This is a genomic window from Streptomyces sp. NPDC079141 (assembly GCF_040686775.1).
Taxonomy (GTDB): domain Bacteria; phylum Actinomycetota; class Actinomycetes; order Streptomycetales; family Streptomycetaceae; genus Streptomyces.
Map to the genome: position 1 here is coordinate 701373 of NZ_JBFBLP010000003.1, position 16288 is coordinate 717660.

The following is a 16288-nucleotide window of genomic DNA, read 5'->3' on the forward strand; positions in this document are numbered from 1 at the left end:
TTCGCAACTCCTTTCGAGTCTTCCAGGGTCACTCCCCGCTCCCGACGAGGTATGAACTAAAGAGGTCACTTATCGGTCAACTTTTAGCTCGCAGCGCCCTCTTGTGGTCAGTAGCAGTAAGGTCTGACACTCTCGAATGCTCGGCTATCACAGGCCCTACCGGCGGGGAGGACGCTGGTGGAGTTCGAGATCAGGCTCTCGGGATCAGTGGAGATTCGGGCAGCGGGCCGTCGTAGCGATCTTGGATCGACGAAGACACGGTCGACGCTCGCCGCCCTCGCCTGGGACGCGGGCCGCACCGTGAGCGTGGACACCTTGATCCACCGTATCTGGGACGAGCACCCTCCCGGCAAGGCCAGGGAGGCGCTGCACACCCACATCTCGCGGATCCGCGGCGCCCTGCGGATCGCCGGGGGTGATGCACCCGCGATCGTCAGTCGCACGAACTCCTATTCCCTGGAGGCTGACCCGGACCAGGTCGACCTGCGCTGCTACACGAGCTGTGTTGAGCGAGCGCGGGCCGTTCGGGACAACGGCGCCGAGGAGACCGCCCTGCGCCTGTTGGACCGGGCGGACCGCTTCTGGCATGGCGAACCACTGGCCGGCATCACCGGAACCTGGGCCGAACATCTGCGCACCGCCAGCCGTGAGACGGGCCTCGTGGCCGCGATGACCAGAGCGGAGATCCTCCTCGGCGGTGGGAAGTTCGCGGACGCCGTTCCCGTACTGCTGCCGCTGGCCGAGGCCCATCCGGTGGACGAGGCCCTGGCCGAACGACTGGCCGTCGCCCTGTACGGCAGCAACCGGACGGCCGAGGCGACCAGAATTCTTCAGCGGACGCGGCAGCGCGTGGTCCGTGACATCGGTCTCGACGCCGGCCGCGGGCTTCACCGAGTCCACCAGGGAATCCTGGCGGGGACCCCTGCGACGGCCCTGCTCTCCGGGCCCGGAGCCCGTGAGAAGACGCCACCGGGCCGGGAACCTCGGCTGCCGGACAACCTGCCGCGGGATGTTCCGTGGGCCGGGCGGGACGCCGAACTGCAACGGCTGACCTCGGCGCTCTACGAGGGACGGGGAGCCTCGGACATTGTGACCGTCGAGGCCATCCACGGGATGGGAGGTGTCGGCAAAACGGCACTGGCCGTCCATCTCGCGCATCGGCTGCGAGACCGTTTCCCGGACGGCCGCCTCTTTCTGCACCTCGGCGGGTGTGCCACGGACCGGACACCGCCGACACCGGTCCGGGCGCTCACCGAACTGCTGCGGCTGCTCGGCATGGCCACCAGGGAACTGCCATGTGAGCTCGACGAGTTGGTCGGGCTCTGGCGCTCGGCGACGCGTGACCGCCGCATGCTGGTGATCCTCGATGACGCCACCTCCTCCGCCCAGATCGGACCGCTGCTTCCGGGGGCTTCCCCGACAGCGGTCATCGTGACGAGCCGCCGACGGCTGCCTGGGTTACCCGGAGTACGGCCGGTATCACTCGACGTGCTGCCGCCCGAGGACGCGGCCGCGCTTTTCGTGCAACGGCTGGGCACAGGCCGGCAGACCGATCCATCTGACGTGATGACGATCGTCAGGATGCTCGGGTACCACCCCCTGGCCATCGAGATCGCCGCGAGCCGGATGCTCGCCCATGGCTCGTGGACCACCTCCGAACTACTGCTCAAACTGGGCGGCGAAAGTGGCCGGCTGACGCAACTGCGGGACGTGGAAAGAACATTGACCCACGTCTTCGCCGTCTCGTACGACGCGCTCAACGCCGAGCAGCAGATGGTGTTCCGTCGTCTCGGACTGCACGTGGGAGTGGAGTTCGGGACTCGGGCCAGCGCCGTGCTCACAGGACTCCCTCTGGACACAGTAGAACGCGTTCTCGAAGAGCTTCTGGCTCACCACCTCGTGTCCGAGCCCATTCCACACCGTTTCACCATGCATGATCTTTTGCGCGACTACGCGCGATCGCTGGTCGACGCCGGTGGCGCCGATTCGGAGAGTGATGTCAGGCGGGCCGTGCAAGGCCTCGCGGATCACTACATTCACACCGCGGACCAGGCGGACCGACTGGCTTACCCCTTCCGTTCGCGCACGGACCTCGATGCCGGCGATCCCGCGATCGCGGCATGTCCGGAAATTGCCGATGCACAGTCCGCGGAACAGTGGCTGATCACCGAGTCGACCAATCTCCTGGACACCCTGCAATGGCTTGTCAACCATGGCTCGGAACATCAACTCGCCTTATCTGTCCATGCGTTGGCGGGATTCCTGGACATGGAGGGACACCTCGGCGCGGCCGAGCCGTTGCTGCGACGTGCCGCAGCTCATTGGAACGCCGCAGGTGACAGCGTCGCTCGGGCGCGAGCCCTGCTCGACCTCTGCGCTGTGTACACCCACGGCTCGCGGTATGACGAGGCCATCTCGGCCGCGCGGGAGGCCCGTGACCTCGCACGGTCGCTCGGTGACCGGGAACTGGAGAGCGAGTGCGTTCACCGACTCTCGATCTCCTTGTGGCAGACAGGACAGTACGCACTGGCCCGTTCGCTCCAGAAGAGATCGCTCAAATTTCTGTCGCAAACGGGAAATGTTCTACGGATCGCACGCTGCAGAAACTTACTTGGAATACTTCACCTCCACCTGGCGGAGCATGATGAAGCCTTGCAGTGCTTCACCTCGGCCCTCGCTGAATTCACCGCGATAGGGGACGAGCGGGGAAGGTACAGCGCGTTGAACAATATGGCGGAAATCCACAAGAAGGCGGGACGGCCGGAGGCGGCGGAACGAGCTTATCGGCAGGCGATGGTCGTGGCGGAGCGGATGGGGAATCCGAGAGACAAAGCCACGCTCCAGATGAATTTGGCGTCCATCACAGATTTCCTTGGCCGGACGGATGAGGCCCTCGCGATGTACGCCGTTGTGCTGCCGGTTCTGCGGGATGTCGGAGACCGGCGGGCGGAGGCGATCGCGCTCACCGGAATCGGTAGGGCGCACAGGGTGGCCGGCCGCACAGACGAGGCGCTGCGGCAGCACCTCGCCGCACTTGAGGTGGCACGTGCCATTCATGCGGCGGGCGAAGAAGCTGACGTGCTCTACGAGCTGGCTCTCGCCGAACGGGATGCCGGACTTGTCGTCCGAGCCGTGGCTCATCTGGAGGAGAGTCTGGCGGTGAGCCGACGCATAGGGGCTCCCGTCGAGGAAGCCCGGGCTGCTGGATTGTTGACGGACCTGCGAGGTGAAGTTACCGCGCAGTAAATTCAGAGTCCCGCTGAGTTGTCAACGGCGTGCACGTATGACCGAGTGAGGCGCTAGGGTGATCTCGCGTCAGACGCCGAACAGCTAACCCTGAAAGACCGAGAGGTACAGAGTTCGTGAAATACCTGCACGCCGTCGCGGCGGTTACATTTACATGCATTGCATACGCAATCGTTAGCGGCACCTTCCCCACTAACTTCAGCGCATGAAGGACCCGGTGTCCAGTACCTTTCGCCGACCCATGGCGCGGTACCGGACACCGGCCCGGAACTGTTGGTCGGTCAGCGCCTGGCCGACAGGCTCCGGGGCAATGCGCGGGTGGCTTCGGAGGGCGGGTGGTTGCAGGAGAGGGCGACCGCGCGCTAGTGCGGCACGAACGCGAGACCGCGACGGCGCTGGACCGTGGCCAGAGCGGGCATTGGCCCGAGGTGGTCGATGATCCGGTCGGCCGCCGACCTGGACACCCGGAACAACGGGGCGCACTGCCGCATGGTCAGGTTCGTGCTCCGATAAGTCGCGACAAGCAGAGCTCGGTCCTCCAGCGGAAGGCTCCACGGCCGGCCGCTGCGGAATGCGTCCGCGCCCTGGTGCCGTGGAACCGTCACCTGTTTCCCAAATGCACGTGGGCTGGGCTTGGTGAACGGGTGTATCCAGGAGCCTTCCGACGCCGTGATCACGCCGGCCACAGCGAGATCATCTGAGCCGTCCTATCATCCGATTCAAGAGAACAGCGGCCGACGAGGGGGCCGACAGGGATGCCCGAAGCAGGCCTGGCAGCGGCAGTGCTGGTCACATGGACCGCGCTGATCGCGCTCCTGCCCGCGCCCTCGCCCCTGCCAGAGCATTGGCGCCACTCCATTTACTCTCCAGCGAGCGTGGGCTTGTGGTTGCTGGCCATGCTCGTCGCGCCGGTCGTGGTCTTTACCGTCAAATGGCCATGGATCAAGTCGGGGCGGCAGGTGAGCCCCGACTTGCATCCGAGCCGACGGAGCATCTTGGGGCGCGGGTCCTGCCTCTACCCGGCAGTTCACGATCACCGTGGCCATTGCCAGGGCGCTCCGGCAGAGTGTCTGTGCCGGTTTACGGCTTGATGTCGTACAGGACGTTGAATGGGTCTTCAACAGTGGAGCGGGCCACGTCGCTGAAGCCCGCCTCTGCGCAGAGACGGCGTACGACCGACTCCGGCATGCCGCACGTTCCGAGGGCCGCTCCTTCGTTGGCGAGGGACGTGGTCATGCAGTAGAACACGCTGAACCCGTAGAGCATCGCTGCAATGGGGCCCACGTTGTCTTCGGGGCGGTCCTGGCAGTTGACTTCGAGCATGAGGTAGTCGCCGTCATCTCTGACTGCGGCCCTGATGGCGGAGAGAAGCCGCCTCGGTTCAGCTGCGTCGTGGATGACGTCGAAGGTGGTGACGAGGTCGTAGCGCCCAGGAAGGCCCTGGGCCGCGTCGATCGTCTCGAAGGCCACGCGGTCGGCGACACCGGCCCTCTCCGCGTTCTCTCGGGCACGCTCCACCTGGCCCGGGAAGTTGTCGAACCCGAGGAAGCGAGATTCGGGAAACGCCTTGGCGAGCACGATCAGGGCGCGGCCCGCGCCGCAACCCACGTCTGCGACCTCGATGCCCTTCTCCAACTTCTCGACGACGTGGGGGAAGGTGCTCAGCCAGTCGTCGACCATCACGCTCTCGAACCAGCTGCCGGTGAAACGGCTCATGCCGTCCCACAAGATGTCCGGATAGTCGCGCTGCCGCACGCCGCCCCCGCTCCGGAACGCCTCGTACAGTCGCTCGTACGGCGCGAAGGCGGCGGGCATCATCTGGTAGACGCCGCCGAGGAACATGGGTCCTGATTCGTCAGCCAGGGCAGGGGCGTGCTCGGCGGGCATGGCGAAGAGGCCGGTTTGGTGCTCCTCCAGATAGCCCGCGGCGGTGAGCCCGCGAAGCCACTCGCGTACGTAGCGTTCGTTGAGGTCGAGACGGTCCGCAAGCTCCCGGCTGCCGACGGGGCCATGGGCCGCGAGCTCTTTGAAAAGGCCCAGCCGGTCGCCGAGATGGCACAGACCGATCGCCATCGTCCCACTGAGGTCCCCGAGTGCCTTCTCCATGAAGGCTTCGACCTTGACCTCGTCCAACTCGCTCGCTGCCGCCACGATGTCCCTCCTGACTGTCGAGCACGATCGCCGGGCGACCGGCCCGGCAAGCCAAACACCGAGCTGAGGCCGCGGCCGTCTGCCACGGCGGGCGGCGGCGTGAAGTCCACTCCACGGGCGGTGTCGGCAAGCGGGCGAGCTGCCGAGCCGCCCCGGCAACGACCGTCAGTCTGGCGAGCAGGCGGCGCCGGTGTTCGCTGCCGCCGCGTCGGTCGGCCTGCGCGTCGATCTTCAGGTACAGGCGGGGCAGGTGCCGACGCCAGGCGAGCATGAGATACGCGAGCCAGCCGCGGTGTCCGCAGACCGCGAGGCTGGCGAACAGCCCGGACGTGAGCCCGAGGAGTGCGCCCGAACCCCGAGGACGACCGGCCGGGGCAGATCCAAGGTCCAGCATGCGGAGATGCCGTGTCGATGGCCTGGCATGGCGCGCATGTCGAGCCGCTTGCCCCTGTCACTCCGGACGTTGTCCGGCGTGCTGTTGGTGTGCGCGCTCTTCGCCTGCCTGTCGGGGATGACGCGGCCTGCGATGGCCGCTTCCATGCCGATGGCCACGCCGATGCCCATGACCGCGGCCATGCCGATGGTGGGTTCGGCGCACGCGGACGATGCGACCGCGGTCGCGGTGCCGGCCGGGATGCCGGACTGCCCCGCGGTCGAGGAACAATGCGTCGCTCCGAAGGGGATCCCCGCTCAGGACGGTCCCTCGGTGTCCGCGCCGGTGGCGTCCCCGGGGGTCGTGGTGGGCTCGGTGCACGTCCTGAGCGCGCTGCCCCATGCCCCGCCCGCGGCGGTGGCTCCTCCTGATCTGCATCGGTTGTGCGTGTCGCGGGGCGGGCAGCAGGCAGCATGCCAGGCAGGCCAGTCCCGCCAGCGCCATCGGGGCCCGGCGGGAGCGATGGCTGTCAGCGGCGGGGGCTGGCACGGCGGTTCTCCTCGGCGAGGTCGGTGAAGGGGATCGGGCAGCACGCATTCGCGGCGCACACGGTGAGGTCGTCGCAGCCCGATTCGAGGGCGGTGGCGAGCGTGGTACGGATGGTGGTGAGGCTGGCGATCTTCGCGTCGACCTCCGTGAGCTTGGCTCGGGCTAGGTTCTGAAGCCCAGGCACGACGCGGCCGTGCCGGTGCTGTCCGGCCTCCAGCAGTTCGGCAACCTCGTCCAGCGTGAAACCAAGTCGCTGTGCGCCCTTGATCACCCGCAGCACGGTCACCGTCTCCTCGTCGTAGAGGCGGTGGCCGCCATTGCTGCGCTCGGGCTCGGCGAGCAGCCCGCGGCGCTCGTAGTAGCGCAGGGTCTGGATGTTCACGCCTGCGGCCTCAGCGACCTGGCCACTGCGCAGGCCGCTGCTCACGGCCGGTCTCCGAGCCCGGCCAGGTCGGCCGCTCGCGCGGACAGAGCCTGGAGAACCGCCTCGTGGCCCGGATCCACGGCGATGTCGAGCAGGACGGCGCCGTCGGCTTCGGTGACCACGAAGGTGAAGAACCCACAGCAGCCGCTCTCCCGGTCGGCCAGCTCCCAGACTCGTTCCTCAAGCGCCGCGGCCTCGGACAATGACAGGCGGAGCAGGGTCGGCGCGGGCCGGTTCAGCGCGGTCAGATGCCCGGCGAGCAACTCGTCCCACTGCGCTATCCGCAAGGGGCGCTCCTCGGTGGGCAGGGTGCAGTCGGACGGCACCCAGTCCAGGTCGGTCATCGCTTTCGCCTCCCTCCTTTCGCGCCGCCAGCGGGCGCACGATCGACGGTAAACCTGTACCTGCGTACCGGATGCAAGGCCGGAAGGGTGACGCTGTCGTGACGGCGATCTCCGCCAATGAACGCACCCTGTACCTGGGCGAGTCGCCGATTCGTCGCGGCCGAGCTTCGAGGGGCCGCCGACGCTGAGGGCTACTCCTCGGCGACCTGTGAGAGAGCCGCCGCACGGCGTCGGCGCTGTGCGTGCAGGCCGGACAGCCACCGCATCACCCGAGTGGCCACGGCGTGGTACCCGATGCCGAACAGCAGCGACGCGAGCAGCGCCAGCCAGCCGGAGAAGTCGTCGATCAGGGGATAGATCTGCCAGTGGGTCAGGTAGATGTAGAGCGAGCTGCTCGCCAGGACTCCGGCCACTTTGTTGACGCGTTCGGTGCTCGGCAGGGTCCGGACCCACACCAGGACCACGAACCCGGCCACTACGACCGCGTTGCGGAAGGGCTCGCCCGGGAAGAGGCCGGGGATGGTCGCCACCGCCGTCGCGGTCACCAGGGTCCGCTGTCGGTCGGTGGTGGCCTTCGCCGCGGCCCAGCCGAGGGCGAACAGCCAGAAGATGACGACTGCGGACGGCAGATGCATCCGGTCGCCGAGGCCGAGGAGGTCGTAGCGGGTGATCAGGCCGAGCGGCGCGATCGTCATGGGCAGGGCGAACGGGTGGCGTCGCTCGACGCGGTCCACGACGCGCAGGCCGAGCAAGGCGACGGCCGCCACGAGGATGTAGGCGAGGGCCTCGACGAACCAGAAGTGCACTGCCGTCTCGTGCTCGTGCGGGCCGAGCACGCTGTGCAGCAGGAACAGGTTCGCGATCACGTAGTCGTCGGTGAAAGGGAACACCAGGTAGATCCACGCCAGGCTGGGCACGACGATCCTGCGGATGCTGCGCACTCCGTGCCGTACGCGTTCGTGGCGTTCGGAGGTCGGGGTCAGGTGGAAGCGGGCCAGGTTGTAGCCCGCGAGAGCGAGCAGCAGGTGGGCGCCGCCCTTGATGTAGAAGACATCGGGGATGTGCGAGCCGACGATGATGACGATGGACAGCGCCCGCAGCGCGATGCCGGTCTCCAGGGTGCGTCTGCCCTTCGGCGGGGCGGCTTCCTCGGTCTCGCCGTGGCGCAGGTCGCGGATCGGCGTGGTGTGCCAGTCGGGCGGCAGATGGCCCAGCACTCGCTCCAGGTTGAGCGACATCTCGACGTACGAGAGCGAGTCGCCGCCCAGTGAGACGAAGGTGCTGTCGTCGGTGACGTCGGCGCGGTCGAGGATCGTCGCGTACAGCGCGCGCAGGTCCTCGCCGCGGCCCGCCTCCTCGGCCGCCGCGCCGAGTTCGCGTACGGCCTGGTGGTCGGGCTTGCCCGTGGCCAGGCGGGGCAGTTCGGGCAGCACATGGACGGCTACGGCACGGGCCGGGAGTCCGAACGTGCCGGTCACCAGGCGCCGGACCCGGCCGGGTTCGGCGAAGGGGCCGTCGGCCACGGCCACGACCAGGCGGTCGTCGGTGCCCGCGCACAGGGCGGAGATGTCGTGGCGGGCGAGCAGCGCATCGACGCGCTCGGGGTCGATGCGCAGGCCGAAAATCTTCGCGAAACGGCTGCTGCGGCCGATGATCTCGTACAGGCCGTCCTCGGTGCGCCGGGCGATGTCGCCGGTGCGCAGGGCTGTGATGGTCCGGCCCAGGGACAGGTCCGCGGGGTGTTCGGCGTAGCCGAGCATGACGTTGGGGCCGGAGTAGACGAGTTCGCCGGTGTGGGGGTCGGGCCAGTCGGAGTGGGACGAGAGGCGGAAGGAGCCGCCCGGTATGGGGACGCCGATTGCCTCGGGGTGGCGTTCCGCCAGGTCCGGGGGCAGGTAGGCCATGCGGGCCGTGGCCTCGGTCTGGCCGTACATCACGTACAGGTCCCAGCCCGCGCGGCGGCCCTGTTCCGCGTGCCGGCGGACCCGTTCGGGGGCGAGGCGGCCGCCGGCCTGGGTGATGTAGCGCAGGTGGGGCAGGTCGCGGTCGGCGAAGCCGGTACGGTCCAGCAGGTCGAAGGTGTAGGGGACGGCGGCGAAGGTCGTGCCGTGCGCCGCGGTGAAGAGGTCCCAGAAGCCCTCGTCGGCGACGGAGAGGTCGGTGAGGATCAGCGCGGCGCCGCTCAGCAGATGGCTGTTGATGACCGACAAGCCGTAGCAGTAGTGCATGGGAAGGGTGGTGGCGGCGCGGTCGTCGGCGCCGATGCCCAGGTATGTGGCGATGGACTCGGCGTTGGCCTGCACGTTCTCGTACGACAGCCGGACGAGTTTGGGTGAGCCTGTGGAGCCGGAGGTGCTCAGCAACAGGGCGAGATCCGGGTGGAGTTCATGCGCGGAGACCGGCCGCCGCTCGTCCAGCCGCCAATGCCCCGTGCTGTCGACGCGGGCCACCACGTCCGGGTCGTAGGCGGCGGTCAGCGAGCCTACGGCCTCGTCGCTGTCGCCGGGTACGAGCAAGACCGGGTGACCGGCGGACAGTGCGGCCAGGTAGGTAACGACGGCGTCGACGGTGTTGGCGCCCGCGAGCAGCACCAGCCGCCGTCGCGTACCCAGACGGGTGGCCAATTCCTTCACGCGCTCGGCGAGTTCGTGGTAGGTCAGCGCGTCGCCGTCACCGGTCAGCAGGGCCGTACGGTCGCCGAACCTGGCGAGATCCCTTGCCAGCAGGGGAGATGCTGCGTCTGAGAGGCCTGAAAGCAGGCCGGAGGGATTGAGCACAGGCGCATATTAGGTATGCCTAACCTCTAAGGAAAGACATGGGGACATCACAGTCAGAGCATGAGAGGCTCACAGGAGCGTGCCTCGATGAATGTGCAATCGCCGTTATCGAGCCGTTCTTGACGGTGAGGTTAGCTTTACCTTATTCATAGGGCGTTCACAGGAAGTGAGCCCCGTCAGGAAGGCCTCACCATGCGACGCCCTTCGGTCAGACGTCTCGCCGTGCCGCTCCTCGCTCTCGGCCTGCTCACCCCGGCGCTGGCGGGGTGCAGCGACGAGCCGGCCGACCTGGTCATCTACTCCGGCCGCAACGAGGACCTGGTCTCACCACTGCTGGAGAAGCTGGAGAAGCACCTCGACGCCAACGTCGAGGTGCGCTACGGCGACAGCGCCGAACTGGCCGCGCAGATCCTGGAGGAGGGCGACAAGACCGAGGCGGGCCTGTTCTTCTCGCAGGACGCCGGGGCCCTCGGTGCCCTGTCGAAGGAGGGTCGCCTGACGGCACTTCCGCAGTCGACGCTCGACAAGGTCGACGCGGCCTGGCGGGGCGGCGAGGGCGACTGGGTCGGTGTCTCGGGCCGTGCTCGCGTCCTCGCTTACCACCCGGGCGAGGTCCCCACGCCCCCGGACAGTGTCCACGAGCTGACCGAGCCCGAGTGGAAGGCCAAGGTCGGGTTCGCCCCGAACAACGCCTCCTTCCAGGCGTTCGTCACCGGCATGCGCGTCCTGGAAGGCGACGACGCCACCCGCGACTGGCTCAAGGGCCTCAAGGCCAACTCCCCGAAGGCATACGAGCAGAACACGGAGATCCTCGAAGCCGTGGACTCCGGGGAGGTCTCCGTCGGTCTCATCAACCACTACTACTGGTACGAGAAGGCCGCGGAGGAGGGCGCGGACAAGCTCACCGCCAAGCTCCACTTCCTGCCCGGCGGTGACCCGGGCGCGCTCGTCAACGTCGCGGGCGTCGGCCTGCTGAAGGGCGCTGACAAGAAGGAGGCCGCCTACGCGCAGAAGGCGGCGGATTTCCTGCTCGGCAAGGACGCACAGTCCTACTTCGCCGAGGAGACCAAGGAGTACCCGTTGGCCGCGGGCGTCGCCGCGGCGGAGGGCGTACCCCCGCTCGACTCCCTGGAAGCGCCCAAGATCAACCTCGGTGAGCTGGACTCGCTCAAGGAGACCCTCGCCATGCTCCAGGAAACCGGGCTGGTCTGAGGCCCGGTCAGCCATGGATGCCGGTACGCCCGTCACGTCCGAAGCGGCGATCGCCAAGAAGCTGCGTACCCGTTGGCTGCCGCGGCTCGGTCCGGCCCGAAGGGTCCCGTGGGTGCTGGGCCTGCCGGCGGCGGTGGCCGCCGTCTTCGCGGTGCTTCCGCTGGCGTACCTCTGCGTGCGCGCCCTCGAACACGGCCCGGGCTACGCCTGGGACATCGTCACCACCGAGCGCACGGCCCTGCTGCTCGGCCGCAGCATCGGCCTCGCGTCCGTCGTCGTGGCCGCCTGCCTGGTCCTCGGCGTCTCGCTGGCCTGGTTGACGACCCGTACGACGTTGCCGTGGGCGCGCGGCTGGGCGGTACTGGCGACCCTGCCGCTGGCCGTGCCCAGCTATGTCGCCGCCTTCGCCTGGCTGTCGGCCGTACCCGAGCTGGCCGGGTTCGCGGGGGCCGCACTCTCCCTCACCTTGGTCAGCTTCCCGTACGTCCATCTGCCCGTAGCCGCCGCCCTGCGTGGCATCGACCCGGCCCAGGAAGAGACGGCCCGCTCGCTCGGCCTCGGTCCGGTACGCACCTTCTGGCGCGTCACCCTCCCCCAACTGCGCCCCGCGGCGGCGGGTGGCGCGGTCCTCGTCGCGCTGTACGTCTTCTCCGACTTCGGCGCGGTCTCGCTGATGCGGTACGACACCTTCACCCGCGGCATCTACACCTCCTACCGGGCGTCCTTCGACCGCACCCCGGCTGCAGCCCTCAGCGTCGTCCTGGTCGTGCTCACCGTGGCCCTGGTCGCCGCCGAGGCACGCACCCGCGGCCGGGCCGGGTACGCGCGGACCGGCACCGGCACTGCACGCCGGGCGGAACCCGCCCGCCTGGGCAAGTGGCTGGTGCCGTCGCTCGGTTGGTGCGCCGCCGTCGCGGCCGCGGCTGTCGCTTTCCCGCTCGCCACGCTCGGCTACTGGCTCGCCGCCGGGAACTCCGCCACCTGGGACCCGGCTCGCCTCGCCGAGACGGCCACGGCCACCCTTGGCGTCGCGGCGGCGGGCGCGGCGCTGACCACCCTGCTTGCCCTGCCCGTCGGTGTGATCGCCGCCCGTCACCGGGGCCGCGTCGCCCATCTGCTGGAGCAGGCCGCGTACGCTGGCCACGCCCTGCCGGGCATCACTATCGCCCTCTCCCTCGTTTTCTTCGCCGTGCGCTACGCCCACCCGCTGTACCAGGAACTCCCGCTGCTGGTCGGCGCGTACGCTGTGCTCTTCCTCCCCGTGGCGGTCGCCGCCACCCGCGCCGCGGTACTACAGGCCCCGCCCGGTGTCGAGGACGTGGCACGTTCACTCGGCCGCCGTCCCTGGCGGGTCCTGGCCGAGATCACCGTGCCCCTGGCGGCCCCCGGAGTGGCCGCGGGCGCCGCCCTGACCTTCGTCGTCTGCATGAAGGAACTGCCCGCCACCCTTCTCCTGCGCCCCACCGGCATGGACACGCTGGCCACCCGCCTGTGGACGGAGACCGGAACCGCTTCCTACGCCGCCGCGGCCCCCTACGCCGCCGCCCTCATCCTGCTGGCCGCGATCCCCTCCTACCTCCTCGGGAGGCACCGCCCATGACGGACGATCTGCGCATCGAAGGACTGTCCAAGTCTTACGGCGGCCCAGACGCGCCGCCCGTTCTCGACGCACTCGACCTGACTGTCCCCGGCGGCGCCCTGGCCGCGGTGCTCGGCCCCTCCGGCTGCGGCAAGACCACCCTGCTGCGCATCATCGCGGGCTTCCTGCAAGCCGACGCGGGCAGCGTCACACTCGGGGAACGAGTCCTGACCGGCCCGGGTGCGCAGCTGCCCCCCGAGCGGCGGCGTATCGGCGTCGTCCCCCAAGAGGGCGCGCTCTTCCCGCACTTGAGCGTCGAACGCAACGTGGCCTTCGGACTGCTCGGCCACGGCAGAGCCGAACGCCGTCGGCGCACCGGGGAGATGCTGGATCTGGTGGGATTGTCCGGCTACGGCTCACGGATGCCCCACGAGCTGTCCGGCGGCCAGCAGCAACGCATCGCGCTGGCCCGCGCCCTGGCACCGGGTCCGGCACTGGTTCTGCTGGACGAGCCGTTCAACGCCCTAGACAGTGCTCTGCGCGCGGGAGTCCGGGCCGACGTCCGCACCGCGCTGCGGCTGAGCGGTGCCACCGCCGTACTCGTCACCCACGACCAGCAAGAGGCACTGTCCACCGCCGACCTTGTGGCCGTCGTACGGGATGGCCGCGTGGCCCAGTGCGACACGCCGGAGCAGGTCTACCGGCGCCCGGTCGACCGATGGGTCGCTGGCTTCGTCGGTGACGCCGTCCTCCTCCCGGCGACCGCGCGGGGCGGCACCGCGGAAACGCCCCTGGGTACCGTCCCGCTCGTCGAGGGCATGGGCACAGGAACGGGAACGCTGCTGCTGCGTCCGGAACAACTCGAACTAACCGAGCCCGCGTCCGCCGAGGTAGCCGGCACGGTCACTGACGTGCGCTTCTACGGCCATGACGCCATGGTCGTCGTAGCCGTCGACCGCCTGGACGCCCCTGTGGACATCCGGGCGGCCGGCCCCCTTGCCGTACGGCCTGGTGACCGCACCGGCATTCGGGTCAAGGGGGAAGCGACCCTGCACCCCTGAGACCGGGGTGCTCAGTGCCGGCAGGCGCCTCGACGGCGAGGCGCCTGCCGAGCTGATCCGGGCGGCGGCCCTGTTGGGCGGGTTTGAGTGACCGTCCGCTACCCAGCGGTACTTGCCCCCGCTTGGGCCGTGGCGGGTGTGACGGCCCGCGGGCGGGCGGGGCGCAGGAAGAAGAACAGGACCGGTACGAGGTAGAGCACCCAGAACAGGGCCTGTAGCACGCTCGGGTTGGGCTGGAAGTTGAAGATGCCCTTGAGCAGGGTCCCGTACCAGCTGTCCGGCGGGATCGTGGCGCTGATGTCGAACAGGCGGTTGTCCAGGCCGGGCAGGATGCGCGCCTCCTGCAGGTCGTGGATGCCGTACGCGAGGACGCCGGCCGCGACGACGACCAGCATGGCGCCGGTCCAGGTGAATAACTAGGCCAGGTTGATCCGCAGCGCGCCGCGGTAGAAGAGCCAGCCGAGGACGACGGCCGTGAGCAGGCCGAGGATCGCGCCGACCAGCGGGCGGACTCCGTCGTCGGTCGCCTGGACCCGTGGCCACGAGGGCGCCGGTGCCGATGGCCAGGGCCTCGTCCAGCTTCCCGTGCAGTTCGGCCTTGAGATGGCGAGCGGTGCGGCGCATCCAGAAGACCATCCAGGTCACCAGGGCCACGGCGAGGATGGACAGGCCGCCGCCGAGCATCTCCTGGGCCTCGAAGGTCAGTTGCCTGGAGCCGAACTGCAAGGCCGCACCCACACCCAGGCTGAGCGCGACCGCGATGCCGACGCCGAGCCAGATCGGCGGCAGCTTGCCGCGGTTGTCGGTCTTGACCAGGTACGCGATGAGGATGCAGACGACGAGGCTGGCCTCAAGGCCCTCGCGCAGGCCGATCAGGTAGTTGGCGAACATCAGGAGGCCGTCCTTTCGAAGAGCTGTCGGCCCCACCAGTCGTCCTGGTCACGGACACCCGGCGGAACGGCGTAGATCCCCGAACCGACGTGCTGGATGTACTCGTTCAGCACGTCCTCGCGCGCGAGGCTGCGCTGCACCGGGATGAACCCGTGGCGCACGTCGCGCTGATAGGCGAGGAAGAACAGCCCTCGGCGGTCTCGTGCCTGCGGCGTACCGCCGCGTGGCGGCGTTCGCCGACGGGTGGGTGACGCCCTCGTTCGGGTTCGAGACCCTCACATCGGGCATCGCCGGGGTACGCGAGGCATGGGACGCGGCAGGGCGTGACGGGAGCCCGCGCATCACTGTGGAACGGTACTTCTGCCTGGGCCCCGCCGCCGACGCCTATCTCCACCACTACTACGGCTCCGACTACTTCCCCCATGTCCGCGCGGACGCCCACACCGCACCGGACACCTTGGCGGAGGAAATCGCCCGGCTGGCCCGCGCCGGATGCGACGATCTGGTCCTGCTCTCGTGCACAGGCGATCTGGACCAGATCGACCACCTGGCTAAAGCCCTGGAAACCGAACTGGCCCCGTCAACAGGCCGGTAGGTCATTGAGTGCATGCGCCCTCGGCACATGATTCCGATACACCCACAAGGCGCGTCCGATTCGTTCAAGACCGCCGGGGATCGGGCTTCGTACGGTCGCCCCATGGGACAGATCGATCAGAACGAGAACGTGAGCGAACGCGCTGGGCGGTTCTTGTGGACCTCGGGACGCGTGTTGGAACAGCGCCGTTTCGCTTGGCATTTCCTGGGCGAGGGCGGCCCAGAGGGAGCGACGGCCGCGCTGGAGGCCTACCGGGCCGAGGAAGGTGGCTATGCGTACGGCCTGGAACCCGACGTACGCGGCCCCGCCCCGCAGCCTGCCACGTTGCGGACGGGCGTTCCCATCCTGGCCGAGACAGGCGCGCTGGCCGGCCCCATCGGCCACGACCTATGTGACTGGCTGACGAAGGTGACTGCGGCGGACGGAGGGGTGCCTGCCGCGCTGCCGAGCCTGCGCCCGTACCCGCGTCCGCCGTGGGTGCAGATCCCGGAGGAGCCGGCCGGCGGCCTCCTGCCGACGGGCTGGATCACGGGCCCCATGCTCGGCGCGGGTCTGGAACACCCGTGGGTCCAAGGGGCATCGGCGTTCTGCCGGACCGCTGTGCAGAACCTCGGCGACGAGACGCATCCCTACGAGGTCCACGCCGCCATCGCCTACCTCGACGGCACCCCCGACCGCGCCTGGGCCAAAACGCAGGCAGCGCGCCTCGGCGAGCTCGTGCGCCGGCAACGGCTCGTGCTCCTCGACCCGGACCGGCCCGAAACCGCCCGGATCGCCCCCGGCTACGCGCCCGGGGAGTATCACTTTCCGCACGACTATGCGACACGTCCGGAGAGCCTGGCCCGCGACTGGTTCACCGACGACGAGATGCGCACCAGCCTCCGCGCCCTCGCGGCCGCCCAAGAAGCCGATGGCGGCTGGCCCATCCGCTGGGCGGAATGGTCCCCGACCATCCGCGTCGAAGCCCGCCCGATGGTGACCGTCGACGCGCTGCTCACCCTGCGCGCCTACGGGACTCCAACGAGCTGGCACCCCGGCCTGTTCTGAGGCCACCAGTTTCCCTGCCCGTCGGCGGTGGGACCGGCA

Annotated in this window: 10 protein-coding genes and 3 pseudogenes; 6 read left to right on the forward strand and 7 right to left on the reverse strand. The window is 69.0% G+C overall.

What is annotated here, in order from left to right:
- The first annotated feature begins 177 nt into the window (after positions 1–177).
- Positions 178–3246 carry a tetratricopeptide repeat protein gene (locus tag AB0Q90_RS12925; protein ID WP_363164249.1) on the forward strand — a complete coding sequence of 1023 codons (3069 nt, stop codon included), beginning with the start codon at positions 178–180 and terminating at the stop codon, positions 3244–3246.
- A 407-nt stretch (positions 3247–3653) separates the two neighbouring features.
- Here the strand turns inward: AB0Q90_RS12925 and AB0Q90_RS12930 are convergent.
- The 5 genes and pseudogenes from AB0Q90_RS12930 to AB0Q90_RS12950 form a co-directional block, all read right to left on the reverse strand.
- Positions 3654–3932: pseudogene (locus AB0Q90_RS12930) on the reverse strand (transposase family protein); the annotation flags it as partial.
- A 394-nt stretch (positions 3933–4326) separates the two neighbouring features.
- Complete coding sequence (locus AB0Q90_RS12935; protein WP_363164250.1) at positions 4327–5379, reverse strand: methyltransferase domain-containing protein; 1053 nt, start codon at positions 5377–5379, stop codon at positions 4327–4329.
- Between the two features lie 920 nt (positions 5380–6299).
- Complete coding sequence (locus AB0Q90_RS12940) at positions 6300–6746, reverse strand: MerR family transcriptional regulator (protein ID WP_363164251.1); 447 nt, start codon at positions 6744–6746, stop codon at positions 6300–6302.
- The gene (locus tag AB0Q90_RS12945; protein ID WP_363164252.1) at positions 6743–7087 is read right to left on the reverse strand and encodes a hypothetical protein; all 345 of its coding nucleotides are present in this window, start codon (positions 7085–7087) and stop codon (positions 6743–6745) included. Before AB0Q90_RS12945 ends, AB0Q90_RS12940 begins: the two co-directional genes overlap by 4 nt.
- Positions 7088–7278: 191 nt before the next feature.
- Positions 7279–9864, reverse strand: a complete 2586-nt coding sequence (locus tag AB0Q90_RS12950; protein ID WP_363164253.1) for an AMP-binding protein — start codon at positions 9862–9864, stop codon at positions 7279–7281.
- Positions 9865–10056: 192 nt separating this feature from the next.
- Here AB0Q90_RS12950 and AB0Q90_RS12955 point away from each other — a divergent pair, with 192 nt between their 5' ends.
- The 3 genes from AB0Q90_RS12955 to AB0Q90_RS12965 are packed head-to-tail and all read left to right on the forward strand — an operon-like array spanning position 10057 to position 13716.
- A complete protein-coding gene (locus AB0Q90_RS12955) occupies positions 10057–11076 on the forward strand; it encodes an iron ABC transporter substrate-binding protein (protein WP_363164254.1) in 1020 nt (339 codons plus the stop codon).
- A 13-nt stretch (positions 11077–11089) separates the two neighbouring features.
- Entirely contained in the window at positions 11090–12676 is a 1587-nt protein-coding gene (locus AB0Q90_RS12960) for an iron ABC transporter permease (RefSeq protein WP_363164255.1), read from the forward strand.
- Positions 12673–13716: an ABC transporter ATP-binding protein gene (locus AB0Q90_RS12965; RefSeq protein WP_363164256.1), complete on the forward strand. Its 1044-nt coding sequence runs from the start codon at positions 12673–12675 to the stop codon at positions 13714–13716. The genes AB0Q90_RS12960 and AB0Q90_RS12965 overlap by 4 nt, the downstream gene beginning before the upstream one ends.
- Before the next feature lie 98 nt (positions 13717–13814).
- Here AB0Q90_RS12965 and AB0Q90_RS12970 read toward each other — a convergent pair.
- Together AB0Q90_RS12970 and AB0Q90_RS12975 are read right to left on the reverse strand one after the other, a co-directional pair.
- A pseudogene (locus tag AB0Q90_RS12970) lies at positions 13815–14607 on the reverse strand (FTR1 family protein).
- A pseudogene (locus AB0Q90_RS12975) lies at positions 14607–14798 on the reverse strand (deferrochelatase/peroxidase EfeB); the annotation flags it as partial. The pseudogenes AB0Q90_RS12975 and AB0Q90_RS12970, both read right to left, overlap by 1 nt.
- An 11-nt stretch (positions 14799–14809) precedes the next feature.
- Between AB0Q90_RS12975 and AB0Q90_RS12980 the strand changes: the two are divergent.
- On the forward strand, positions 14810–15202 hold the full coding sequence (locus AB0Q90_RS12980) for a hypothetical protein (protein WP_363164257.1): 393 nt from the start codon (positions 14810–14812) through the stop codon (positions 15200–15202).
- Between the two features lie 102 nt (positions 15203–15304).
- The gene (locus AB0Q90_RS12985; protein WP_363164258.1) at positions 15305–16249 is read left to right on the forward strand and encodes a hypothetical protein; all 945 of its coding nucleotides are present in this window, start codon (positions 15305–15307) and stop codon (positions 16247–16249) included.
- Positions 16250–16288 lie beyond the last annotated feature (39 nt).